The organism is Pedobacter lusitanus (genome assembly GCF_040026395.1).
Classification (GTDB): domain Bacteria; phylum Bacteroidota; class Bacteroidia; order Sphingobacteriales; family Sphingobacteriaceae; genus Pedobacter; species Pedobacter lusitanus.
On sequence record NZ_CP157278.1, the window covers coordinates 4,919,731 to 4,944,199 of the forward strand.

Here is a 24,469-nt window from a genome sequence, read left to right on the forward strand (position 1 = left end):
TTAAAGAGATACAGTAACAAAATGCTAGATTTAATCTCCAAGAATAGATTAACCATCTCAACGCATGAAACTTAAAATTCTTACTTCGATTTTTCTTATCCAATTCGGCTTGCTTACATTATCTGTTAAAGCACAAGAAGCTCCTGCTACTGATAGCATAGATACTTTTTTAAAAAGTAAAATGCAGCAACGCCATATTCCGGCATTGCAGATTGCTGTTGTACATGATGGTAAAATTATCAAAGACACAACTTTTGGAACCGCTAACCTGGAATACAATATTAAGGCTAATGACCAGACCATATTCTCTGTAAATTCCATTACAAAGGCTTTTACCGGCATTGCGGTAATGCAACTGGCAGAAGAGAACAAGCTGAAGATAACAGATCCCTTATCACTTTATCTGGACAGCCTGCCGGATAGCTGGAAAAATATCACGCTGCAACAGGTATTAACCCATACTTCAGGGCTGCCAGACCTGATGGATGCTGAAGAACAGATTATGGGACATAACGACGAAAGGGAAGCTATGCAAACGGTAAAGTTACTTCCGGTTGAGTTTAAACCAGGGCAAAAGTTTAGTTATAACCAAACCGGCTACGTACTGATAGGACAAATCATTACCAAACTAAGCGGTATGCATTTTACACGTTTTATTGAAGAACGACAGTTTAAAGTGGCAGGAATGAATTTAACCCGTTTTGGCGATTCGTATGATGTGATCCCTAATTATGCCGGAGCGTATACTTTGACCCGGCAAATGGGGGCTGGTTTTGTGAAAAACAGTACGCCAGGTCATGCTTATATGCAAATACCTGTATTTTTCAGAACAGCTGCAGGTATTCAATCGACAGCAACTGATTTAGCAAACTGGATCATCGCTTTAAAAAGCGGCAAACTACTTAAAAAGCAATCCAGCATAGATCTGTTGTGGACTCCTGCTATACTCGCTAATGGTAAAATTGGTGGTTTTAATAGATTAACTAATGGTTATGCAATAGGCTGGCCAACCGTGACAAGGGATGAGCATCCTGCAGTCGGCCCGGTAGGTGGCGGTAGATCGGCCCTGTTTGTTTACTTAAAAGACGACCTGTCGATAGTTGTACTGACTAATTTAATGCAGGGTAATCCAGATCAGTTTATAGATGAAATTGCAGGCTACTATATTCCTGAAATGCATAAAGCCAATGGATTTGGCCTGCCGAAGGATTTGAAAAAGTTAAGAGCAGAACTGCTGAAGCAAGGCTTTGACAAGGCCATACCAGTTGCCGCACGTTTGAAAAAGAATGATCCTTCTTTCAATCCAGGTGAAAATGAACTTAACGGCTGGGGATATGAACTTTTAGCCCAGAAAAATATTAAAGCCGCACTGTCCGTTTTCCAGCTCAACGTGTCTCTGTTTCCAAAGAGTGCAAATGTATATGATAGCCTGGCCGAAGTACAGGAAGCTACTGATAACCGTACAGAGGCACTGATTAATTACAGGCAAGCGCTAAAAATTGATCCGCAAAATAAGCACGCGGCTGGAAGAATTCAGGCGCTTATAAAACAGTAGTTTAAGAAGTTGTTTATTCCCGCTTATGCGCAGAAACCCCTCTTTAATTCATAAAGAGGGGTTTCTGCCTGTAGCTCTGACTAAGGAACCTGACCGAACCAGTTTTGTCTGAATCTTTTTAACTAAGAGAAAGATCCAGTGTTTGCTTTCTGTCCGGGCCAACGGACAAATATTTAATCGGTACTCCTAATTCTGTTTCCAGGAGATGAATATAGGTTTGTAGTTTAGCTGGAATCTGCAGCTTACCAGTCACAGCTGTAATATCTTCATTCCAGCCGTCAACTTCTTTTAAGACAGGTTCCGGCTTCTCTGTGCATATATCATAAGGCATAAAATCAATCAATTGACCCTGATAATTGTAATGTGTGCACACGTATATCTTTGCTAAACCACTCAGTACATCAGCTTTTGTCATCACAAGCTGAGTTACGCCATTCAGCATAATAGCGTATTTTAATGCAGGCAGATCTATCCAGCCAGTACGGCGGGGACGACCGCTTACCGCACCAAATTCTTTTCCTGTCTGCCTTATATGCTCACCCGTTTCATCAGCAAGCTCGGTAGGGAAGGGGCCGCCGCCTACACGTGTGCAATATGCTTTGAAAATACCTATAACCTCACGAATTTTGTTCGGTGCAACGCCTAAACCTGTACAGGCACCAGCGGTCGTTGTATTAGATGAAGTCACAAAAGGATAAGAACCAAAGTCAATATCCAGCAGCGTGCCCTGTGCACCTTCAGCTAAAACTTTCTTTCCCTGTTTAAGATAATCATTCACTAAATGCTCTGCATCAACCAGTGGAAATTGTTTCAAAACTTCCAGCGCTGTGAAGAATGCTTTTTCCCGTTCGCTAAAATCGGCTACTTCACCATAAGTGCTAAGTATAGCTGTATGTTTAGCAACCAGGTTTTGATAACGTTCTTTAAAATCCTGTGAGGTGATATCGCCTATGCGCAATCCATTACGGGCCGTTTTGTCCATATAAACAGGGCCGATACCTTTTAATGTAGAGCCTATTTTATTTTCGCCTAGTTTCTGCTCTGATGCAGCATCCAGTAACAGGTGTGTAGGCAGAATCAAATGTGCTTTTCGGGAGATCATCAGATTGCCTTTGGCTAATAAATTATGACCCGCAGCTTTAAGCATTTCAAGTTCTTTTACCAAAGTAACAGGGTCAATCACCACACCGTTACCAATCAGGTTCATCGTGTTATTGAAAAATATACCCGACGGCACAGTATTCAATACAAACCTTTGATGATCAAATTCCAGCGTATGACCGGCATTTGGGCCACCCTGAAAACGGGCAATCAGATCATAATCCGAACTAAGCACATCCACAACTTTTCCTTTGCCCTCGTCGCCCCACTGGAGGCCTAATAAAACATCAACATTCTTCATAATCCTTATTTTTTTTAACAGGACAAAGTTCAGCAGGAAATTATGTGCTGCAATTGCCAATTGACAAGAAAAAACCTAGAGAACAGTTTTTCTGATACGGCTAAGTGAGGATGCCGTAATTCCCAGGTAAGAAGCCAGCATAAGCTGCGGAATCCGGTTGGCTAATCCCGGATAGTGTGCTAAAAAGTGTAAATAGCGGGTCTGAGCATCTTGTACCAGCATATTACTGCTTGCCCTCATTTTATTTTCCATCACATAAGAAGTGATTTTGGAAAAAATATCAGTCCAGCCGGGTATGGTTAATGATAATTCCGTAAAATCCTTTTTGGAGAAGACGAGAATTTCGCAGTCAGTGACAGCTTCAATATATTCTGCTGAAGGTAACTCATCAATAAAACTATTGATATCGGCAACAAAGCGATTCTCGTAAACAAAATACCGGGTAAAACTTTCACCGGCTTTACTATAATAACAAATTCTGAAAACACCTTTGGTAACATAGCCTACATTTCTGGCTACTTTACCTGCCTCGGAAAAATAATCTCCTTTCTTTACTTTTTTAAATTGTGCTTTCAATTGAATTAAAGCACATTGGGATTCATTCAACTGTCCAAATTTGAGCAAGTATTGGATTAAGTCCTTCATCCTCCAAAAATAAGATTATAACCATCATATAAAATTGTCAATTGGCAAGATTTGTGAGCTCATCAGTTTATTTGCTAAATTGTTTGCTGTATCAGGAATGTCAATGAAATTTAATCTGATAATTACTGAAAAAATGACAATATTGCTTCATCTTATCAAATCGCTATGGTCGTAAACGATTCAGAATCAATTTCTACCAAAAATGTAGTTATCAATAGGATAAACAGTCACTCCAGTTCTGCATTGTGGGATGTACTTTCTGTTGAAGAACCTTTGGAGATCAGAATATGCTACGGCTCTGCTTCCAGGCAGGTGAAGAAAAATATATCTGTGACCATGCGGACTCCCGGCAATGATGCTGATCTTGCCATTGGTTTCCTCTTTACTGAAGGAATCATTTCTTCTTATGTTAACATAAAGAAAGTTTATCATTTAGAAGTGGATTGCTCCATGCAGAAACAGAATATTGTTCAGGTTGAGCTGGCTGATAATTTTGTTCCCCATTTAATGCAATCAGACAGGAACTTTTATACGACTTCAAGTTGTGGCGTTTGTGGCAAAGGCTCTATTCAATCTATAAAAACAGTTAGTCCTTTTAGCCACATCAACAGGCCTGAAATATGTTTGCCTATCGATGTGTTCTATCAATTGCCTGTAAAGTTAAAGGAAGCACAAAATGAGTTTGCCGCTACAGGAGGAATTCATGCCTCGGGACTTTTTACACTGGAGGGGGATCTGATACTTTTAAGAGAAGATGTTGGAAGGCATAATGCGCTCGATAAATTGATCGGCAGAGCCCTAAGCGATAATTCTTTACCCTTAGCAGAACATATTTTATTACTGAGCGGAAGAGCGAGCTTTGAACTGATACAGAAAGCTGCCATGGCGGGTATTTCGATAGTCGCTGCAATTGGTGCACCTTCCAGCCTGGCAGTAGAACTGGCTAAAGAATTTGATATGACCCTTTTGGGCTTTCTGAAAGAAAACAGGTTTAATATTTATAACGAGAGCAAATACCACAGGATTATGAGCCAGTTATAGCTGCTGATGAACATAATTCCTGCATTAACGACTAAAATTAAAATAGATGAAAATCAGAATTAAAGGCAATTCTATAAGATACAGACTCATTCAGTCAGAGGTTACTAAATTGTTCGCGACCGGGCATCTGGAAGAGTACACTGAGTTTGCAGGCAAAACTTTTGGGTATCTGGTTATTGTGGGAGATGAAGAGGGGCTTACAGCAAACTTTAACGGGAATGATATTGTACTTAAGATATCCAGAAAGATGATTGAAGAGCTTCATCATACGGATAGAGTCGGATTTGAAGACAAAACGGGTCCTGTAAGTCTGCTTATTGAAAAAGATTTCGTTTGTCTGGACAATGTAGATGAGGATCAGAGTGATAATTATCCGAATCCTGCTTTAAAATGTTGATTGGTAATAAATTGATGAGTTATGAAAGAAGATAATTTAGAAAAGAAAGCGGCAATCAAAAAACCTGACGCAGAGAATCCATATACTCTTTTGGACTTGAAATTAACTCCTGTAAAGACCTGGTCGGCAGGTATCCCTGCGGTATTGGCGGCTTTCGCTGACTTGATTGAAGAAAAGGCTGTCATTCGTGGGACAAAAGCATTGTTTAAAATGAACCAGGCAGGTGGTTTTGACTGTCCAAGCTGTGCATGGCCAGATCCGGATGATGAGCGGTCTCCTATAGGTGAATATTGTGAAAATGGTGCTAAAGCACTGGCAGAAGAGGCGACGAGCAAAAGGGTAACGCCTGAGTTTTTTAAAGTAAATTCTGTCTTCGAACTCGCTAAATTAACGGACTACGAAATTGGAAAAATGGGGCGGTTAACCGACCCCGTGTATCTTCCTGAAAATGCGACACATTATGTGCCAATTAGCTGGGACGATGCTTTTAAAAAGATTGCTCAGCATCTTAATGAGCTGAAAGATCCGAATGAAGCTGCATTTTATACTTCAGGAAGAACAAGTAATGAGGCCTCTTTTTTATATCAGCTTTTTGCGAAAGAATTTGGGACCAATAACATGCCCGACTGCTCAAATATGTGCCATGAAACATCTGGTTCAGCTTTGCGCCCAACTATTGGTATAGGGAAAGGTACTGTTACCCTGGAAGATTTTTATGATACAGATGTTATCGTTATAATTGGTCAGAATCCGGGAACAAATGCTCCCCGGATGATGAGTGCATTGGCGAAAGGGAAGAAAAACGGAGCGAAAATTATCGCGATTAATCCATTACCGGAAGCTGGATTATTCGGTTTCCGTAATCCGCAGGAAATCAGCGGGATTTTAGGGGATGGAGATAAACTGGCAGATCTTTACCTGCCTGTAAAGATCAATGGAGATATGGCCTTGCTCAAAGCTCTTGAATGTTTTTTAGTGGATTTCGAGAGAAAATCACCAGGAGAAGTATTTGACCGTGAGTTTATCAAAGAAAAAACCACTGGGTATGATGCATTTGTAGAGCGGGTTGAGGGGTATAATGCAGAAGAATTAGCTCAATTGTCGGGCGTTCCACTATCGGCAATATACGATGCGGCTCAGATGATTGCTTTTAAAAAAAGAATCATTGTCTGTTGGGGAATGGGACTTACTCAGCAGCCTAATGGTGTACATATGATACGGGAGATCCTAAACATTTTATTGCTGAAGGGAAGTATCGGTAAGCAGGGGGCTGGTGTTTGCCCGGTGCGGGGACATAGTAACGTACAGGGGAACCGGACGATGATGATCGATGAGAAACCCACAGATGAACAACTGGATCGGTTACAGGCTTATTTTGGATTTAACCCTCCAAGAGCACATGGGTACGATGTGGTCAGAGCAATAAAGGCCATGGACGAAGGAAAGGTAAAGTTACTGTTCTGTATGGGCGGGAATTTCCTGTCAGCAACGCCTGATACTACTTATACGGCCAATGCGATACGCAAGCTGAATTTAATCGTTAGTGTTTCCACAAAATTAAACCGTGGACATTTGGTACATGGCAAAGAATCTATCATACTCCCAACTTACGGACGCAGTGATGAAGATATTGTAAAGGGCCAGGTACAAATTGTCAGCACGGAAAATTCTATGGGTGTGGTACAGTCTTCTAAAGGGATGTTAAAACCGGTATCAGATAACCTGGTCAATGAGACACAGATTGTCTGTAGAATGGCTATGGCGACTCTTGGAGATAGGTCTGTTGTGAACTGGCAGCTCTATCACGATAGTTATAATGCGGTTCGGGACGCCATTGAAAAGTGCATCCCGGGTTTTGAAAATTATAATGAAAGGGTAAGAGAAAAAGCTGGATTTTACTTGCCCAATGCAGCAAGGGATGGCAAATTTATTACCAAGAATTTTGGAGATCGCGCGCCATTTACACTTACAGAATTACCGGATAATAAGCTCGATGATGATGAATATATGATGGCAACCACTCGTACACATGATCAGTTTAATACCACTATTTACGGATTAGATGATCGTTACAGGGGAATAAAAAATGAAAGACGGGTTGTATTTATGAATCAGGTTGATATTGAAAAAGGCGGATTTAAGGCAGGTGACAAAGTAGATTTGTTTAATTATGATGATGGTATAGAAAGAATTGCTCCGCTATTTATTATTGTATCGTATCAGATTCCAGAGAGAAATACGGTTACCTATTTCCCAGAAACAAATGTTTTGGTTTCCATTAATAATGTAGTGGAGGAGAGTAATATGCCAGCATCTAAATATGTAAGAATAAAAATCAGAAAACATACTCCAGAGATATTTGAACGGGTTAAAAAAATTGAAGCATCATCTTAATTTTTTGTCATCAGATATAGTCCTGTCTCTTTCTGGTCAAAATACTTGTCAGCTACATAAAGCAATGCTGTTTCTTTTTCAGTAAAATGCCTGGGCAGCCTGTATAGTCTCATTTCAAAACTGGCTGTATTAGCAGTATTTATTTTGAATTCAATTGGCTGTGCATCCATTAATAGTCTGAAAAAAGCTGTTCCCTGCCAGGTATGGGAGGAAGCTCCGTTAGAAAAGCCAATACCGCGGACCGGATTCATAGCACTCCAGTTAAATTTCTCTCTGAAGAAATAATCCATATAAAACTTCTGATTTTTATCATTCCATTTATAGAAATTCACTATTTCGTCTTCCAGAATGATGCCCGGAGAAGTTTTAATGCTGTCTCTGTGTTTTACTGCAATGATATTTCCTTTCAGGTCTGTATTTAACCATTCCTCATAGGGAAGAGGAAGGTGACCGTCTTTACGGTGAGGCTTTTCAGTGGTTTCTATCCAAAACTGATGTTTAAGTGTATCATAATATACGAAGCCGTCTGTATTTTTCTTTGGCTTGTTTATCCGGTAGTATTCCTTTCTTTCATCGCTGGTTGCAAACCTATCACTAAACTGCAGGTAAAGCTTTTTGTCTGTTATTTTTTTGATGGTATACCCACCGGAACTCTTCAATTGAGATAATAAGCTATAGTTGTTATAGATTGACTTGTAGCCGATATAGCGGGAAAAGTAAGTCCAGGCTATTATCAGCACTATCGTAGTCAAAACAATATAAAAAATCCTCATTGACTTGAAATCTTTCATCAAATATAAGAAAACCTGTTAAGGACCGGCTTTTGCGATGCGTTATAAAGATATGATTGCATAGGCTATAATACAGTCCTGAGTTTAGTATTTTATTTTCTTAAAAGGACTTGCGAAACCAACTAGTTGCATATATATTTACAACTAATTGGTTTCTTATTTAAATTAAAATAATCATGAAAAGTAAAATTCTCTTCGTTTTATGCCTGCTCACCGGGCTGATGTTTATTAATGCAGGTCTGGATAAATTCCTGCACTACATGCCCATGCCAAAAGAAATGCCTGAGAAAATGGTAAAAGCATTTAAAGCATTTATGGAAATAGGCTGGTTAATGCCACTTGTGGGTACTATAGAAATCCTTGGTGGTTTGTTGCTGATCTTTGGAAAAACACGGGCGCTGGGTGCTATTGTTATCGTTCCTATCTTAACAGGTATTCTACTGGCCAACATTAGTATGGCTCCATCGGGATTGCCTATAGTTTTTATTCTGATCGCAGTTATTCTTTGGGTAATTATTGAGAATTGGGAAAAATATCTGCACTTAATCAGGAAATAATTTTAATGTTACGGAGCCTTAAGCTCATCTTATCACAACAATCAATGAGAAGAGATATATTTCAAGCTATATCAGATCCTACAAGAAGAGCTATTATCGCTCTGATTGCTATTCAAGCTATGACACCTAATACGATTGCTGAGCATTTTGATACCACACGCCAGGCAGTTTCGAAACATCTGAAAGTTTTAACTGAATGTGAACTGGTAAAACAGGAGCATCAGGGCCGCGAAATATATTATCAACTTGAAATTGACAAAATGAAAGAAATAGACAAGTGGTTAGAACAATTCCGCGAGATCTGGGAAACCCGCTATCAGCAGCTGGATGATCTTTTGCTAACTATTCAGGGATAAAAAAAATGAAACACAACTTACTAACCTTGAAAAAATAAAAAGCAGACAACAAAATTACTGTTACTACTACTGTAAATGCAGTTAAAGCTGTTTTTTAAAATGAAAAGCAGCTTTAACTCCTTTTTTATCCAGCCAGTTCCGTCGCGTTATATCCGAAATGTCTTTTGAAAGCAAAGGAAAAATGTGACAGATCCTCGAAACCCAGATCCAGGTAAATTTCATTGGATATTTTCTTCTCTTTTTCAATCAGAAAATGTGCTTCCTGCAGACGCCTTTGTACGAGCCACCGATTGGGTGTTTGTCTGAATATAGCTTTAAAATCTCTTTTAAATGCAGATAGGCTTCGTCCGGTAAGGTAAGCCAAACGTTCTAAGCTGACATTGAACTTGTAGTGCTTTTGCATATAGGCTTCCAGGTCAATTCTGCCAGGCTTTCCAAAATCAAAGAAAAGGTTTACCAGTTCCGGATATACATCCAGCAGGACTTGCAGGAACTTTTCTCTTATTTCATCAGTGCGTTGCAAGGTTGTTTCCTGACTTTCGTAAGCGGGCAGCTGTTCCTGTATGAAATTTATAACCGATGGTGAACTTTCCAACGGAATAAAAATATCAGAAACAAAATATTCTGATGAAGAAAGCGCATATTTCTTTTGATACTTTTTCAAGAACTCTTCATCCAATATGACTACTACTTTTTCAAAATCATTCTGATCTTTTTGCTTGTTGTATCTTGCCAACCGGTTCTTACGTACTATACAACATTCTCCAGGTCCTATTTTTGTATGTTTTGTACCATCATAACCATTCATTCTGCCCTTGAGCAAAAAGATGAAAATATGCTCCGGGACAAATTGCTCAGGTGAGATCTGCGGGCCAAGATAGCAGGACGTTATTTCTGTAATTTTCATCGGCACTAATTTACTCTTTCCCACCACTTTGTAAATACCTGTTGATCATCATTCAGATGTACGGTTTCGCCAATCATAGGTGTAGCCAAACGATAGGGTTTATGATTAGAAAACTCCGTTATTTTATTCAGTGGTTCATTCCAGGGATGATTAGCCAGTGTAAATTTAGAATGATGGACAGGAAGCATGTTCTTTGCCTTTAATTGCACGGTTGCACGGGCTACTTCTTCGGGTAACTCATGTACCGCCTGCCAGGCTTTATTATATTGCCCGCATTCCATAATTGCCCAGTCTATTACACCATATTTTCTGCCGATTTCTGCAAAACGATTATCGTAACCACCATCACCACTATAATATACTTTCATAGTTGGAGATTGGATTAAAAAGGATAACCACAATGCTTTACTCCTTGTAAATCCTCTGCCAGATTCATGATGTGTTGATTCTGTAAAGATGGTATAACCTTCAGCTACTTCTACTTTTTCATACCAGTCTTTTTCTATGATTTGTTCCGGGCTATAACCCCAATACTCAAAATGTGCACCTACACCTAAACCACATATGACCTGTTTTACTTTGTTTTTCAGTGCGATAGCCGTTTCATAATCCAGGTGATCATAATGGTCATGGGAGATCAGCATATAGTCTATTGCAGGCATATCGTCTGCTGTATAAATATCACTTCCTTTATATGCCTTAACTGAACCTGGAACAGGGGATGCTGATCCGCTGAATACCGGGTCTGCTAAAAATCTTTTTCCGTCAAGCTGCATATAAAAAGAAGAATGTCCAAACCAGACAATCAGATTACTGTCAATTGGTAAAGACTTTAAATCTGTTTTCAGCGAAGGCAAAGAATCAACAGGATTGCGGTTGGGAAATTTTGTAAAGATTGTTTTATATAATTCACCTGGTATGGAATATCCTTCGGTTAGTGTAGGTTTTTCAATCAGGTTCCGAAAGCCGCCGTCTTTATAGTGTGGTGATTTTTCAATTCTTGCTAATCGTTCTCCGGCAGGCAATTTCCCGAATTTGGCCTGACGCATATAAAAAAATGAAGTAACCGCGATCAATACGATCAGCATTAAAAGAATCTGCATTGTTCGTTTTAAAATTTTAAAGTTTTTCTTCATAGCCCTATCCTTTGGCCAGTAATTTAATATCGCTGATTTCCAGAACCTGTTTAGGGTAGCCTTTTTGTACGGCATTAATCATCGCCTGTCCCAGTTCATTAAGACTGATAATGCTTTTTGGTGCAAAAATTTTAATGATGTTTACAATGACAACATAAATCATTTTGACACTTTTTTGCCCTTTTACAGGTGCCATACCTCCCGGACGAAAATTATACTGCCCTTTAAAAGGTAATTTCATCAAATCGTTTTCGGTTTTACCTTTTACCCTGGCCCACATCGTTTTACTTTGTTCTGTGCTGTCTGTATTTGCTCCTGTGATATAATTGAAAACCATGTCAGGATTAATGGTCACCAGTGTTTTAGCAAATTGCATGGTTGTATCATAGGTGATAATAGTGTATTTCTCTTCATTCATACCTACTGAACTAATACCAGCGCAGAAGAAACAGGCATCATATCCGTGTAACGAATTACTATAGTCTTCTATTTTCAGAAAATCGGGAACCAGTAATTCATTTAGTTTGGGGTGTACAATGTCCAGATGTTTTCTATTGATCATTAATATCTCTGTAACGGCATTATTTTGCAGACATTCTAATAAAACGCCCTGGCCAGCCATTCCTGTAGCCCCTGTTAATATGATTTTCATAGGTGTAAATTTGTTTTTAATGGTGATGAAGCTATCATGGTTATACCGGCTGCTTTCAGCATGGAGAGTACCTCGTTTTTTCTGTTTAAAGAACGAAGCGTAGTTTTTATTTGGTAACCTTTTTGCAACAGCTGATGAATAGCATGAATACCTACAAAGCCCATACCACCAGTAACTAAAACCCATGTTTGATTATTTTCCTTTGTCATAATGATGAAATCAGGATACAAAGATGAGAGTTAATCTGATTGCTGGCTTTGTTGAAAAGTCCAAATTTCAGCGGGTGCTGATAGAGAGAAATTCAGTGGCCTTAATTCCGGGAAAAAGCCACTGAAGCGTTGTAGTTTTATTTGACGGTTTTGGTAAGTTCTTCTTCGATAAATGATCGTCGTGTAATTTTTGCAGTTTTATGATCTCCTGTATGATTCCATCCCGGTGGCATAATGATGTATAATAGCTTGTTTTTGAGACCTGGAGCTGCGACAATATCTTTTCCTAAACAAATAAATTCACCGAAATAAACATCCCACAGACTGTTGGGATCCATCTCTCGGGTGATGCCATATTCTATTATGATATCTCTTCTTTCATCCTGATAAGTTTTGAAAACCCGGTCCCAGATATTCAGCAGGTTGCAGAAATTGGTGTCCATGTATAATGGATTTCTGGCGTGATGTACCCGGTGATGTGAAGGAGAAAGCAGAATATGATTTAAGAATCCCAATCTTCCATCTTTAATGACATTTTCTCCTATATGTATAAAGGAACCCCAGAATCCATCAATGAACATAATGAAAAAAAGCAGGGCCGGATTTACGCCTAAAAGTATACATATTGAAGTCCGGATTACATCCGCATAAGGCGCCTCTAAAAAGAAATGGGCAAAATTAACAGAGAGGTTCATTTGCTGGGGGGCATGATGTGTGGAATGCAGACACCATAAGATTCTGACTTTATGAGCAAGGGCATGGTAAACAAAATGAGAAAATTCCCAGATAATATAGCCATAAATCAGCCAGTACCACGTAAAGGTTGTTGTGAAAATAGCATGTTTTTCGAGTAATCCTATACAGAATGCTACTGCAGCTATTGATATAAATCTGGAGATTAAACGGTTGATTACAAATACTAAAAAGGGAATGCGGTATTCGTCTATTTTAAAACGTTTATAAAAAAAAGCCCTTAATATTTCTATCAGTAACAGAAAGGGGATAATGGGTGCGATAAGATGTTGTATGCCTTCAAATGTAGACAGTGAGCCATAATCTCCGCTTTGCACCATCTTTATAATACCACCGATACCAAAGAAGCCTGTTAGTTCGTCATAGAATGTTTGAAAGATATTCATTAGCTGATATAATTGTTTTTACAATGATTTATAATTAATTCTATTAGTGATCGCAGACGATTTACAGATACCTTTTTCTCCAGACCTGCATCATATATACATTTATTTCCCATTGATCGGCTACAGGGCGATTAGTAAAAGGAATAGTAGGCATATAAGAGGGGGGACCAAATTCGGTTAACATCGTAAGCACTTTGCCCTGTCTTTTTTTTAAGTTAACTACTTTATCCCACCAGGCAAAATGAGCAGCTAATTCTGCTTTCCATTCCGGAGCACGGGGATCGCTGACCTGTGGCCCTTCAGCATGTCCAACTCTGGAGTGTACATGATCTGTGCGGGAAATAGCCAGTTCAACAGTAGCTGGCTGATCTTCCAGTAAGCTTTCACTAACATTACACCAGTGGGAAATATCCAGCGTAAGTCTCAGACCTGGATTTTTTTGTAAATAAGGCAAGGCCGCCGGTGCTGAATAAAGCATACGCGATCTGTGGGTTTCATGATAAATGGGAACACCAGTTTTCTTTGAATAATTAATAGTAAAATCTATAAACTGCTTATTCTCTTGGTAACTAAAGAAATCCCTGCCTGAATGGACGTTTATGTATAGTGGCTGCTGGTATTTGTTTTCGGTTGCTTCGCTGATTACCTTTTTAAAAGTTGCAAAATTGTTATCCGGAAGCGGCTCATCTCCGCGGCAAAGAAATCCTGCGTCCAGCTGATACTCTTTTAATGCCGCAAATAACTCTTTTTGCAGGGTAATATCAGATGGCCATAAAATTTCTATCCCATCATATCCATCATGTTTTGCCTTTTTGCAAAAATCAGTTACAGTTCCGTTGAAACCCCAGAAGGGGGCCATGATCTTTAAGGCAAAACCTTTTTCTATGTGTTCTGTGACGAGCCTTGAAGATCCGAATATGTCCAGTGAAGGTAAAAGCATTGCGGTTGTTACGGCAAGACTATTCCCTATAAAATTTCTTCGGTTATATTTCATGGTTAGCAAGGTTTTGAAAAATCAAAATACATATTTTAAATCTCTGTGGTATGCATTTTATGTAACATCGTGATTGTAATATTGGAAACGTTTTCATCTTACGGAAATTTAATTATCTGATAACCCCTGTTTAATAAATAACCCGGAATGTTTTTTGATCTTTATTATATAAAACTATTTATTATGAAAAAGATAATTTCTATTTGCCTGATCCTGTTATCAGTCGTTTCTTTAACTGCTTTTGCAACTTCTGCAGTAAGTACACCACCAAAAAATACTGAACCACCGGTAAGCTATAATGTCCGTTTTGGTTTTAAACATCTGGATGGCAGTCTGTCAACTACTGGTTATACTGATAGTCCGGGTTTTACTGCAACTAACACAAATACAGGTAGTGACTTTGAATGTCAGTTGGGTTCTTCGCCTCTGGGAGTTTATCTGCCTTATCAGTTACCTGGAACTATTAATAATCTGCCAGCCGGAACTTATGAGTTTAATGTGCTGAGAGGTCAGGGAAACTGGACTGGTTATGGTAATGTTATCGCAACACTGTCTCCGGAAATGATCGGTCCTGATGGTTATGTGACTATTTACATTCCTATTGCCTGGGAAGAATAAATAATTAAAACCAAAAATCAATGCAGATCTTTTAGCTTTTACTAAAGCTTAATGAAATCTGATTCTATTTATGCTTATTAACAAGAAGAGCTGTCAGCATTAATGCTGACAGCTCTTCTTGTTTTGGTTATGTCGTTAATGATTAAACCAAAATATTTTTCCGGCTCTGATCTGCCAGTTCTTAATCTTAATAAGGTTAATGTCTTGTATAACAATAAATTGAGCTATTTTTATTATGTCGACCTAAAATAACTCATTAATTAACCTTTTTAAATCTAAATTATTATGAAAAACCTATTAAGAACATTATTTGTATTTAGCCTGATTGTATTTGCTGGGTTTACTGCCATTGCGCAAATGCCCAGAGTTATAAGAGAAGGGACTGGTGTAGCCTGCCAGGCAGACGTTACCGTAATGAGTATGACTGCTGCAAGTACAACCTACAGGTATGAATGGCTAGTGGCACCTGAATCTCACGTCTTTCAGATTAACCCGGTTTATCAGTTTAAAGTTCTGGCAACACTTTCAGGTGGTGCAGTCTATGTATATTATGTAACTAAGTCTGCTATTGATGCAAATCCAAATGTGTACTATGTGGCTTATCCGCAGGGAGGAGGGACTGCACTGAAATTATATATTAAGAATGATATTCCAGCTTATCCTAATAAAAATCAGTATACCTTCCGTTTTCAGCTTTAAATTGAGAACAATTCCAGAAGGGTCTGCTTATTAAAACAAAGAGACTGTATCATAATTCATGATCAGTCTCTTTGTTTTAATACTATGCAGATATATTTATTGAGCAGGAGCAACCCCGGCTGTTTTAAGCTCTTTCTGCTTGCTCAGATTAAATTTGAAAAGTTCAGCTGTTGATACTAATTTTCTTCTGCACTTTTCTATATCAGTTCCCTCTTTTGTCCATAAATAAGGGGAGAAACTATATGACTTATTACCGTCCAGATTCGCAATAAATTTATTCCAGGTTGACCATCTCAGGCCTTTGTAGAATTCATTCAGGTCACCATCAAGACAGAAACGAATAAACTCGCTGTAACCAAGACCTAGCGGTTCCCAGTTCAGGCTGTTGGGAGCTAAATAATAAACGTTTTTCAAATCTTTACCAAAAGCCCCATAATTTATGGCGAAAAAACCACCAGCTGCATCATCAGCAACTAAAAAATAGTCTGGCTTATCACCATATTCTTCTATCGTTTTTCCTTTATTCCATTCCGGAACAGAGCGATTCAGTCTGGTACTTCCGGATCCTAAGATTCTTAACCAGCCATTATCAATCATAATGCCTCCACTATTGTAAATCACTGCGCCTAAAGTGGAATAGGTGGAGACCTGAGTGTTAAACAGGGCATTTTTAGCATTGGCAGAATCAGCTTCAAGAACCTCAACTTTGTTTTTTGCAGAGTCAATCCATTTTTGAACCAGTGGCCATGCAGGATCGGTCTTGTTGATGAGTTCATCCAGACTCTGCATCTTATTTTGCGCGAAAACAGTAGTAGAAAGAAGGGTTATGCCAAGAATTAAAAGGCTTTTAAATACACTTTTCATTGAAATAGAACTTATCTTCTCAAAGATAGGATGATAAACTGAAATTAATCCAAAAAATTGATAAGTGCTTATTATAGTGTGATTCTTGTGAAGAACTGGTATATTTGCCGCAATTATGGGTTACGCAAAAGAAAGAGGAAAGCTTGAAAAGCTATTAAGAATAGTTGGTTTAAATACTTATGACGAGAAAAGTTTTGCTGCTCTCGTTGATACGCATGAAAAATATTCTCATACTGTCAGAATATTGAAAAATAAAGAACCAGAGACATTTGGTGATTTATATAAAAATGAGTTGGAAGAAGTGAAAATCAGTAGAAAAGCTGTTAAGGATGCTGATTCAGATGAGACTCGTCAGAGTACCTTTATCGCTTATAAAGAGACACTGTTACGTGCTTTAAATAATACTATTCAGGCTACAAACGAAACGTTGTAGTAATTAATCGTATTTCGGTTGATTGATAAAATATATAGCTGATTAGAAAGATAATCAAGGCTGATCAGGTTTAACAAATCATAGAATGGGGCCATATCATTAAATAAATGATATGGCCCTTTTTTTTATGGAATGCTTATAGAATTAGCATCCATACTATAAATAAGCCGGAGGCTATTTTACGGTATGGTATTCACTTCTAAATTCTAAAGCAATGTTAGGTTCAAAAATCGATTTATTTGGCAATGAGTGGCTTGATGTAGTATTTGATAAAAAAAACAAAAGCTACGGCGCATATATGCTTCGCAGACAGAGTGATTCAGATACGGTTAAAGCACTTTTTATTGCAGGAACACTTTTTATCCTGCTTTTTTTATCTCCCAGAATTATTAGTTTGATTAAAGGGAGCAGTTCTGTAGAGGATGTTCAGGAACAAAAAGTTGCTGTGACTATTCAGCCTCCTCCCGCAGTTGATCCCAAAACTCCGCCACCGGCTGCGGTTGAGCCACCTAAAGCGAAAGAGAATACGCTGAAGTTTCCGCCGCCAATAGTGGTTGATAAGGTAGTTAATGAAGACCCGCCACAAATTAAGGAGCTGGAGGTTGCAACACCAGGGCAGAAAACCATAGTAGGTGAACCTGATGGAGAAATTGTTGTCACTGGTCCTACCGGCGAGGGGGTAAAAAGAGCTGCTATGGTTGAGGATAATACTATTCATACTGAATTCGCAGCTCTTGAAGTTCAGCCCATGTTTCCTGGCGGAATAAATAAATTCTATGCCTATCTTTCAAAAGCTATCAGATACCCTGCAATGGCCCAGGAGAATGGTGTACAGGGCAAAGTGTTTATGTCTTTTATTATTGAAAAGGACGGTAGCCTTACTGATATTAAAGTAGAGAGAAAATTAGGTGCCGGTACGGATGAAGAAGCCATACGTGTATTGAAAGCCAGTCCGCACTGGTTACCCGGAATTCAGAATGGTAATAAGGTTCGTGTAAAGTATAATATTCCCATTAGTTTCGCTTTATCTCAATAAAAAATCAAAGGCGGTATCATCTGAAATGATACCGCCTTTGATATAGTGACCTGGCCTGAATAGCGACCGACTGTTGTTGTTAAATTTTAATTCCCAGTATTTTAAGGCTTTTTTCTTCGCCATCAAGTACAGCTACCTCGGGTAATGTACCCCAATCTTCAAAACCAAAATGCCTGAATAGTTTAAGACTGGGCTCATTATGAGCGAATATGAATCCCAAAATAGTTTTGATCCCGAGTCCGGGGCATTGACTTAATGAATAGGCAAGTGTCTTTTTACCCATTCCTTTGCCACGCTGGTTTTCATCGAGATAAATGCTTATTTCTGCTGTTTCGCTATAAGCGGGTCTGCCGTAAAATGCGCGGAAACTTATCCAGCCTGTAATCTGATTCTTTTCATCTTCAATTACCCAAAGCGGATGTTTTTCCGGTGTATGGGTTTCAAACCATTGTATTTTGCTTTCTACACTTACTGGTTCAGTATCAGCAGTGACCATTCTGGATGGTATTGTTGAATTATATATGTTGACTATAGATTCCAGATCTGAGAATGTAGCGTTTCTGTAGTTTACTTCTGACATTTTTTTGATGTACGGCGTTAATATTTGCCTAATTTATATTTTTTACAGAATTGTGGACGGATTTTATTTGAAAAACTGTGGTTTTTAGGTGATGGACTACTTATTTATTCTGTTTTGTGGCTTTTTATGTGTGTTGCTTTAACAAAATCATTGAATGTTTAGCTAAATGGGATTAAAGACTACAGGAGCATTTATTATTATATTGGTCTGGAATAAAGGTGGGATTCCATTCTTCAGAACCCACCCGATAATAATAGCCGGGATATGATCAAGTATACATTAAGTCTGCGGGTGATGCTGTTCACCTTTCTTTGTTTATTGCTGAATAATATAAGTTTGGCGAAAGATATATACGTTTCCCGTAATGGAAACGATACTTATCAGGGGACTAAAGAAAAGCCATTCGCAACTTTAAAAAGGGCTCAGATAGCAGTAAGATCAATAAAAGGGGCTGTTGTAGTTTATATCCGTGGTGGTACGTATTATTTAACTGCTCCAATTATTTTTACTGACAAAGACTCAAGAGAGGAAGGAGCAGCTGTAAGCTATACAGCTTATCCGGGTGAAAAAGTGGTGATAAGCGGAGGTGTGCCATTAAAGCTGAAATGGGAAAACTATCTTAATGGTATTAAAAGAGCAAGGGTTAATCAGAACATAGAATTTGACCAGTTATTTGCCGGCGGCTCTCAGCAACGTATGGCCAGGTATCCAAATTATAACCCAAAGATCAGATTTTTTGGGGGTTATGCAGAGGATGTAATGAGTCCTGAAAAGATTAAACAATGGAAAAATCCCGAAGGAGGATTTATTCATGCCCTGCATAAGCATGAGTGGGGTGGTTATCAGTATAAGATTTTAGGAAAGGATGATAAAGGCGGATTAAAGCTGGAAGGAGGATTCCAGAATAACAGGCAAATGGGGATGCACGACAAATACCGTTTTGCTGAAAATATCTTTGAAGAACTGGATACTGTGGGCGAGTGGTACTATAATAAAAGTGACCGGCTGCTTTATTATTATCCACTGAATAATACTGATTTAAATAATACTTTGATAGAAGTTCCGCAGCTGAAAAGTATCTTTGAATTCCGCGGAAGTGCCAGTAATCCTGTAAAGAATATCAGTATAGAAGGATTGGAATTAAAACATACTTTACGGACATTCATGGAGACGAAAGAACCTCTGCTACGCAGTGACTGGACAATATACAGAGGTGGAGCGGTGATAATGGAAGGAGCAGAGCATTGTGAAATCAAGAATTGTTTGCTCAATACTGTTGGTGGAAATGCCGTGTTTATGAGCAATTATAACCGGTATAATAAGGTTTCAGGTTGTCAGATTGCTTACGCAGGTGCCAGCGGTGTATGTTTTGTTGGTGATCCGAAAGCGGTAAGATCTCCGGTTTTTGAATATAATCAATTTATTTCTTTTAATCAGCTGGATACAGCGAGAGGACCAAAAACAAATAATTATCCTGCTGATTGCCGTGTTGAAAATACGCTGATGTATGGTTTGGGACAAGTGGAAAAACAAATTGCTGGTGTGGAAATTTCAATGGCAATGGACATTACAGTAAGTCATAATACAATTTATGATGTTCCCAGAGCAGGAATAAATGTCAGTGAAGGAACCTGGGGTGGACATAATATTGAATATAATGATGTATTTAATACAGTTTTGGAATCGGGAGATCATGGCGCTTTTAATTCTTGGGGAAGAGATCGTTACTGGCACCCTGATTATGCCGTAATGTCGGATATCGTGAAGCGCAATCCGGAATTAATAACTGCTGATGTGGTTAAAACAATCACACTCCATGATAATCGGTTCCGTTGTGACCATGGCTGGGATATTGACCTGGACGATGGTTCTGGTAATTATCATATTTATAATAATGTATGTCTTAACGGGGGGCTTAAATTGCGGGAAGGATTTTACAGAACCGTAGAGAATAATATTATAATCAATAACTCTTTTCATCCGCATGTCTGGTTTAATAATAGCGGAGATATTTTTAGAAATAATATTGTGACCAGGGGTTATTTCCCTATCAGAATTACCGATTGGGGAAAACAAGTGGATTTCAATTTGTTTCCTGATCATGAAGCTCTTGCCGAAGCACAAAAAGCAGGTACAGATTTACATTCAGTAGCCGGAGATCCGGAATTTGTTAACCCTGTGAATGGTGATTATCGTGTTGAAAAAAGCTCTCCGGCGCTTCAGTTGGGTTTTAAGAATTTCCGAATGGATGAATTCGGGGTTACTTCTCCAGCCTTGAAAGCTATAGCGCATCGGGTTAATATACCAGCACTAACCGAAGTAAAAGAGCGTGGACAGCAGATTTATGAATTTTTGGGTGCAAAAATAAAGGACCTGAATACTCTGGGAGAGCGGTCAGCTACCGGAATGGCCGAAGAAACTGGAGTACTGATTCTGGAAGTGCCGCAAAGCAGTATACTCTACGGTAAAATCCTGCCAAATGATGTAATTCTGAAATTAAATGAATTGCCTGTCCGTAACAGAAAGGACTTACTCAAAATACAAATGGGGCTGCAATATAAGTCTGAAGCGAATATTGATCTGTTTAGAAACCAATCTATGAAAAAAATCATCATTCCATTGATTAACTGATGCTGAAGAACTCATGAAACTGCGTAAGGGTGAGTAGATAGTTGGTTCGAAAAAAAAGGGAGTGTAGTCTACTTACACTCCCTTTTTTTTAGTAGGTGATGGTCATTCCACCTCCATAACCCATATCACTGTCATAGTGTGTGGATAAAGAGAAATATTTGGTTATAGTATAGCGGAAGCCGGCCATATACTCTCTGTCTGTATTACCTGAAAGATTTAATCTCAGTCTGTTGGTGATAGGGATGTCCTCACGTTTCAGCTGGAAACGTAATTTTCCTTTGCTGTCCAGTCTTGCTTCAGCAGTGACCAGCATTGGCAGGGTATATTGCATACCCACAACAAAAGCTTTTCTGTTTGACTGATTGGTTTGCTGCCCGAACATATTTTTCTCATGTTCATTTTTTCTGCTGTTATAATGATAATCAAAACCAATAAATGGCATGAACCACTGCATTTTACCTATGTATTTTCCAAAATACGTTTCGCTTTCAAAACCATGTTTTGCATTCAGCCCCAGTCTCCATTCAGTTGAAATGCTGTAACGGGTATTTGCCAATCGGGCAGTACCATCACTACCATTGCTTTCCAGACCTATGTTTGCCATCAGGTACATTTTCCTGTCATCGCTATATAGTTTCTGTAGTGCAGCCTTCGGATCCGGGATCTGAAGATTGGCAGGCGAGTTTTCATAACTGAAGATTCTACCCATTCCACTCATCATGTGATACAGGATATGACAATGGAAAAACCAGTCGCCACTTTCGGTTGCGGCAAATTCTATGGTGTCAGTTTCCATTGGCATAATATCAAGCACGTTTTTTAAAGGTGCATATTCGCCCTGCCCATTCAGTACGCGGAAATCATGTCCGTGTAAATGCATAGGATGGCGCATCATCGAGTTATTATAGATTACAATCTTTACATTTTCCCCTTTTTTGATCAGAATTTTATCAGTCTCTGATACTGTTTTATTATCGATTGTCCAGACATAACGATTCATATTTCCGGTAAGCTCGAAACGTAACAACCTTTCAGGACCTTTTCTTAAAGTGGTTTTTTCAGTTGCCTTTAACATTCCATAATTAAGGGTAACCAGGTCAGGCTTGTCGTCCATATCCATTTTATCGTCCATCTCATTTTTACCTGTCTTAACCGGAACAGCAGTTTTTTTCTTTCCATAATTATCTCCGGTAATTTCCGGGTACATTACAGCATTCATATCCATTTGCTGATTACTCATTTCCATGCCCATAGGCTTCATGTCGCCATTCATTTTCATCATGCCGTTCATCATTTTCATCCCTTCAAAGTATTTTAGTTTCCCTAAAGGTTTAGCAGGGACTTTGGTGCCACTGCCAAGCCATAAAGAAGTGGAACCTGTACGATCTTCAGCAGTGGATAAGAATTCGTAACTCTTGTTCTCAGGAAGAGTTACAATGACATCATAAGTCTCTGAAGGAGATATAAGCAGGCGGTCTACTTCTACAGGTTCGACATCATTACCATCATTGCCTACAACGGTGATTTTGCCGCCTGAATAAGTTAACCAGAAATAGGTGGAAGAAGCCCCGCCAACAAGACGCAGTTTTACTTTGTCTCCGCCTTTAAACTGAGGTTGCTCAGAAGTCTGCTGACCATTGGTTAAGAACTTTTCATAATAGACATCGCTCACGTCCATAGCATTCATCCTTTTCCATTCATTGGCGATTTTGGTTTTAAAATATCCTTTTTTTACTGCTTCGGCATATCCCTGTGTAGTTCCTTTACGGATAGCAAACCAGTCATTTGCATTGTGAAGTGAACGTTGTACTTCTTCAGGATTCATATCTGTCCAGTCACTCAGTACTACCGGAATAGCAGGGATAGCCGGTTCATCTTTCTTATTGAAAATTAATGCACCGTACATCCCGCTTTGTTCCTGCAGCATAGTGTGACTATGATACCAGTAGGTCCCATTCTGAATAACAGGGAATTTGTATAAAAAGGTGGAGTGCGGTTTAATAGGCATCTGCGTCAGAAAAGGAACACCATCCATGTTATTAGGCAGGAATACCCCATGCCAGTGGATAGATGTTTCCATGTTCATCAGGTTGTGAACATAAATTTCTGCTGTATCACCTTCGGTGAAGATTAATGCCGGGCCTGGAATACTTCCATTAACAGCCATGGCCATTTTTGGCTTTCCCGAGTAATTTACTGTAGTGTCATTCACATAAAGATCATAGCGGACAACTTTTGGCTGATGCTTGTTTTCACGGTTTTGCGCGGAGGCAAAGCTGTATATGCTCATGAATAATATATAGATGATTAATTTCTTCATTTTTAATTTATTAATGAAAGGCTGTCTTTCGTTTTTTCAATCCAGCTGATCACTGATTTTTTATCGGTTTCAGTTAGTTTAGCATTTTTGTGGATCAAAGTATAAGCTGTAAGAGGCATCTTTTTATCCTGGATACTGTTAATGATGGCTTTTAATTTACTTTGTTGTCTGCGTCCTGAATAGCTGCCGAACTCACTGAAATTCAGTTCTTTTTTACCCTGGTTAATATGTGATGTCATCCAGCTGTTTACGGGCTGTATACGGGCATACCAGGGGTACCGGGTATAGTCACTGTGACAATCATAACAGGAGTTTTTTAAGACCGCCTGTACCTTTGGAGGTACAGGGTAGATCCTGGTTATATCAGTGGCTTTAATCCGGCTATCCTGGTCGTAAGTTCGGGGGATAAACTGCATAGCTATTACAGCTATTAATATTACAGTTATTATCCATTTCATCCGGTTCATAAGCTTAATTCAGTTCTTCCTGAACACTGCCGCAGGTAGTCATTTTTTTGCCCAGATAAGGGTTACTGATAGTTTTTGTTTCACTAATCCAGTTGCCACCTTTTTTGTTATTGTACATCGGGCAGTGATCATAATAGAGTTTCTGACCAGATTTTTCATTCGCTTTTGCCAGATCGTAGATTTCCTGGCTCAGCATCTCAAAATGCTCCCGCTGATGTTCAATATTTCCGGCATTTGCGGCAATATGTTCTCCATGCTCTTTAACATCGTCAGTTATATCTTTAAATACTTTGGCCAGCGCTGGACTCAGCGTGGATGGCATTACTTTCTCTGCTGCGGTTTTCAGTGTATTACCAGCTGTGGCTGCTGCCTTGTCATCGTCATTGACCAAAGCATTTTTAAGTTGCAGATAGGCAGATATGACCTCATTAACAGGTGATTTTGCTATTTGTTTTTCAGACCTGCTGCCAGAGGCAGTATCATTTGCTGTAGTCTGGTTTTTTATCTTTTGATTTGAATTGCTATTACATGCAGCTAAAAAAATAGTTGCCATAGCTATACTGAACAGAAATGTTTTCATGTTTTTTGATTAAATCCCTGATCTTTTGAAGGATCAGGGTAATTAAATATAAGTTGTTTTAAAGAA

General features: G+C 38.9%; 25 protein-coding genes. 11 read left to right on the plus strand and 14 right to left on the minus strand.

Going from position 1 to position 24,469, the window contains the following annotated elements; translation table 11 throughout:
• Positions 1 to 64 precede the first annotated feature (64 nt).
• Positions 65 to 1,555, plus strand: a complete 1,491-nt coding sequence (locus PL_RS21130; protein ID WP_041877759.1) for a serine hydrolase domain-containing protein — start codon at positions 65 to 67, stop codon at positions 1,553 to 1,555.
• A gap of 118 nt (positions 1,556 to 1,673) precedes the next feature.
• Here the strand turns inward: PL_RS21130 and PL_RS21135 are convergent, their stop codons facing one another.
• Both PL_RS21135 and PL_RS21140 read right to left on the minus strand, forming a co-directional pair.
• Positions 1,674 to 2,957, minus strand: coding sequence for an adenylosuccinate synthase (locus PL_RS21135; RefSeq protein ID WP_041877867.1), 1,284 nt, complete (start codon positions 2,955 to 2,957; stop codon positions 1,674 to 1,676).
• A gap of 75 nt (positions 2,958 to 3,032) precedes the next feature.
• Positions 3,033 to 3,602 carry a Crp/Fnr family transcriptional regulator gene (locus PL_RS21140; protein ID WP_041877758.1) on the minus strand — a complete coding sequence of 190 codons (570 nt, stop codon included), beginning with the start codon at positions 3,600 to 3,602 and terminating at the stop codon, positions 3,033 to 3,035.
• Positions 3,603 to 3,767: 165 nt separating this feature from the next.
• Between PL_RS21140 and fdhD the strand changes: the two genes are divergently transcribed.
• Genes fdhD through PL_RS21155 form a run of 3 tightly spaced genes read left to right on the plus strand, consistent with a single transcriptional unit; the run spans position 3,768 to position 7,434 of the window.
• Positions 3,768 to 4,643, plus strand: coding sequence for a formate dehydrogenase accessory sulfurtransferase FdhD (fdhD, locus tag PL_RS21145; protein ID WP_041877757.1), 876 nt, complete (start codon positions 3,768 to 3,770; stop codon positions 4,641 to 4,643).
• 46 nt (positions 4,644 to 4,689) lie between these two features.
• Entirely contained in the window at positions 4,690 to 5,040 is a 351-nt protein-coding gene (locus PL_RS21150; RefSeq protein ID WP_041877754.1) for a DUF7009 family protein, read from the plus strand.
• 21 nt (positions 5,041 to 5,061) lie between these two features.
• Complete coding sequence (locus PL_RS21155; RefSeq protein WP_041877752.1) at positions 5,062 to 7,434, plus strand: FdhF/YdeP family oxidoreductase; 2,373 nt, start codon at positions 5,062 to 5,064, stop codon at positions 7,432 to 7,434.
• On the opposite strand, the gene PL_RS21160 is transcribed toward PL_RS21155, so the two are convergent.
• The gene (locus PL_RS21160) at positions 7,431 to 8,207 is read right to left on the minus strand and encodes a hypothetical protein (protein WP_041877749.1); all 777 of its coding nucleotides are present in this window, start codon (positions 8,205 to 8,207) and stop codon (positions 7,431 to 7,433) included. The two genes, PL_RS21155 and PL_RS21160, sit on opposite strands and share 4 nt — an antisense overlap.
• A gap of 194 nt (positions 8,208 to 8,401) precedes the next feature.
• On the opposite strand from PL_RS21160, the gene PL_RS21165 reads away from it, so the two are divergent.
• On the plus strand, positions 8,402 to 8,782 hold the full coding sequence (locus tag PL_RS21165; RefSeq protein WP_041877746.1) for a DoxX family membrane protein: 381 nt from the start codon (positions 8,402 to 8,404) through the stop codon (positions 8,780 to 8,782).
• Between the two features lie 44 nt (positions 8,783 to 8,826).
• Positions 8,827 to 9,138 (plus strand): ArsR/SmtB family transcription factor, encoded by a 312-nt coding sequence (locus PL_RS21170; protein WP_041877743.1) that lies wholly within the window; start codon positions 8,827 to 8,829, stop codon positions 9,136 to 9,138.
• 124 nt (positions 9,139 to 9,262) lie between these two features.
• On the opposite strand, the gene PL_RS21175 is transcribed toward PL_RS21170, so the two are convergent.
• The 6 genes from PL_RS21175 to PL_RS21200 form a co-directional block, all read right to left on the minus strand.
• A complete protein-coding gene (locus PL_RS21175; protein WP_041877741.1) occupies positions 9,263 to 10,045 on the minus strand; it encodes a helix-turn-helix domain-containing protein in 783 nt (260 codons plus the stop codon).
• 5 nt (positions 10,046 to 10,050) lie between these two features.
• Positions 10,051 to 11,148, minus strand: a complete 1,098-nt coding sequence (locus PL_RS21180; RefSeq protein WP_041877738.1) for an MBL fold metallo-hydrolase — start codon at positions 11,146 to 11,148, stop codon at positions 10,051 to 10,053.
• A 37-nt stretch (positions 11,149 to 11,185) separates the two neighbouring features.
• Entirely contained in the window at positions 11,186 to 11,833 is a 648-nt protein-coding gene (locus PL_RS21185; protein ID WP_041877736.1) for a hypothetical protein, read from the minus strand.
• Entirely contained in the window at positions 11,830 to 12,042 is a 213-nt protein-coding gene (locus tag PL_RS21190) for an NAD-dependent epimerase/dehydratase family protein (protein ID WP_041877733.1), read from the minus strand. Before PL_RS21190 ends, PL_RS21185 begins: the two co-directional genes overlap by 4 nt.
• 137 nt (positions 12,043 to 12,179) lie before the next feature.
• The gene (locus PL_RS21195; RefSeq protein WP_041877730.1) at positions 12,180 to 13,181 is read right to left on the minus strand and encodes a sterol desaturase family protein; all 1,002 of its coding nucleotides are present in this window, start codon (positions 13,179 to 13,181) and stop codon (positions 12,180 to 12,182) included.
• 61 nt (positions 13,182 to 13,242) lie between these two features.
• Positions 13,243 to 14,175, minus strand: coding sequence for a sugar phosphate isomerase/epimerase family protein (locus PL_RS21200; protein ID WP_052495990.1), 933 nt, complete (start codon positions 14,173 to 14,175; stop codon positions 13,243 to 13,245).
• A gap of 183 nt (positions 14,176 to 14,358) precedes the next feature.
• Between PL_RS21200 and PL_RS21205 the strand changes: the two genes are divergently transcribed.
• Both PL_RS21205 and PL_RS21210 read left to right on the plus strand, forming a co-directional pair.
• Entirely contained in the window at positions 14,359 to 14,793 is a 435-nt protein-coding gene (locus PL_RS21205) for a hypothetical protein (protein ID WP_152620245.1), read from the plus strand.
• A gap of 285 nt (positions 14,794 to 15,078) precedes the next feature.
• Complete coding sequence (locus tag PL_RS21210) at positions 15,079 to 15,492, plus strand: hypothetical protein (protein ID WP_041877728.1); 414 nt, start codon at positions 15,079 to 15,081, stop codon at positions 15,490 to 15,492.
• A 96-nt stretch (positions 15,493 to 15,588) separates the two neighbouring features.
• Here the strand turns inward: PL_RS21210 and PL_RS21215 are convergent, their stop codons facing one another.
• The gene (locus tag PL_RS21215) at positions 15,589 to 16,356 is read right to left on the minus strand and encodes a DUF2625 domain-containing protein (RefSeq protein ID WP_087149044.1); all 768 of its coding nucleotides are present in this window, start codon (positions 16,354 to 16,356) and stop codon (positions 15,589 to 15,591) included.
• Between the two features lie 115 nt (positions 16,357 to 16,471).
• Between PL_RS21215 and PL_RS21220 the strand changes: the two genes are divergently transcribed.
• Both PL_RS21220 and PL_RS21225 read left to right on the plus strand, forming a co-directional pair.
• The gene (locus tag PL_RS21220; protein WP_041877725.1) at positions 16,472 to 16,789 is read left to right on the plus strand and encodes a hypothetical protein; all 318 of its coding nucleotides are present in this window, start codon (positions 16,472 to 16,474) and stop codon (positions 16,787 to 16,789) included.
• A gap of 214 nt (positions 16,790 to 17,003) precedes the next feature.
• Complete coding sequence (locus PL_RS21225) at positions 17,004 to 17,825, plus strand: energy transducer TonB (RefSeq protein WP_041877723.1); 822 nt, start codon at positions 17,004 to 17,006, stop codon at positions 17,823 to 17,825.
• Between the two features lie 79 nt (positions 17,826 to 17,904).
• On the opposite strand, the gene PL_RS21230 is transcribed toward PL_RS21225, so the two are convergent.
• The gene (locus PL_RS21230; RefSeq protein WP_041877720.1) at positions 17,905 to 18,405 is read right to left on the minus strand and encodes a GNAT family N-acetyltransferase; all 501 of its coding nucleotides are present in this window, start codon (positions 18,403 to 18,405) and stop codon (positions 17,905 to 17,907) included.
• A gap of 264 nt (positions 18,406 to 18,669) precedes the next feature.
• On the opposite strand from PL_RS21230, the gene PL_RS21235 reads away from it, so the two are divergent.
• Positions 18,670 to 21,036 carry a right-handed parallel beta-helix repeat-containing protein gene (locus PL_RS21235; protein ID WP_087149043.1) on the plus strand — a complete coding sequence of 789 codons (2,367 nt, stop codon included), beginning with the start codon at positions 18,670 to 18,672 and terminating at the stop codon, positions 21,034 to 21,036.
• An 88-nt stretch (positions 21,037 to 21,124) separates the two neighbouring features.
• On the opposite strand, the gene PL_RS21240 is transcribed toward PL_RS21235, so the two are convergent.
• From PL_RS21240 to PL_RS21250, 3 genes are read right to left on the minus strand one after another with little or no spacing between them, the layout of a single operon-like run.
• Entirely contained in the window at positions 21,125 to 23,356 is a 2,232-nt protein-coding gene (locus PL_RS21240) for a multicopper oxidase domain-containing protein (RefSeq protein WP_041877719.1), read from the minus strand.
• A 2-nt stretch (positions 23,357 to 23,358) separates the two neighbouring features.
• Positions 23,359 to 23,814, minus strand: coding sequence for a heme-binding domain-containing protein (locus tag PL_RS21245; protein WP_235324412.1), 456 nt, complete (start codon positions 23,812 to 23,814; stop codon positions 23,359 to 23,361).
• A 13-nt stretch (positions 23,815 to 23,827) separates the two neighbouring features.
• Entirely contained in the window at positions 23,828 to 24,403 is a 576-nt protein-coding gene (locus PL_RS21250; protein ID WP_041877715.1) for a DUF3347 domain-containing protein, read from the minus strand.
• Between the last annotated feature and the right edge of the window lie 66 nt (positions 24,404 to 24,469).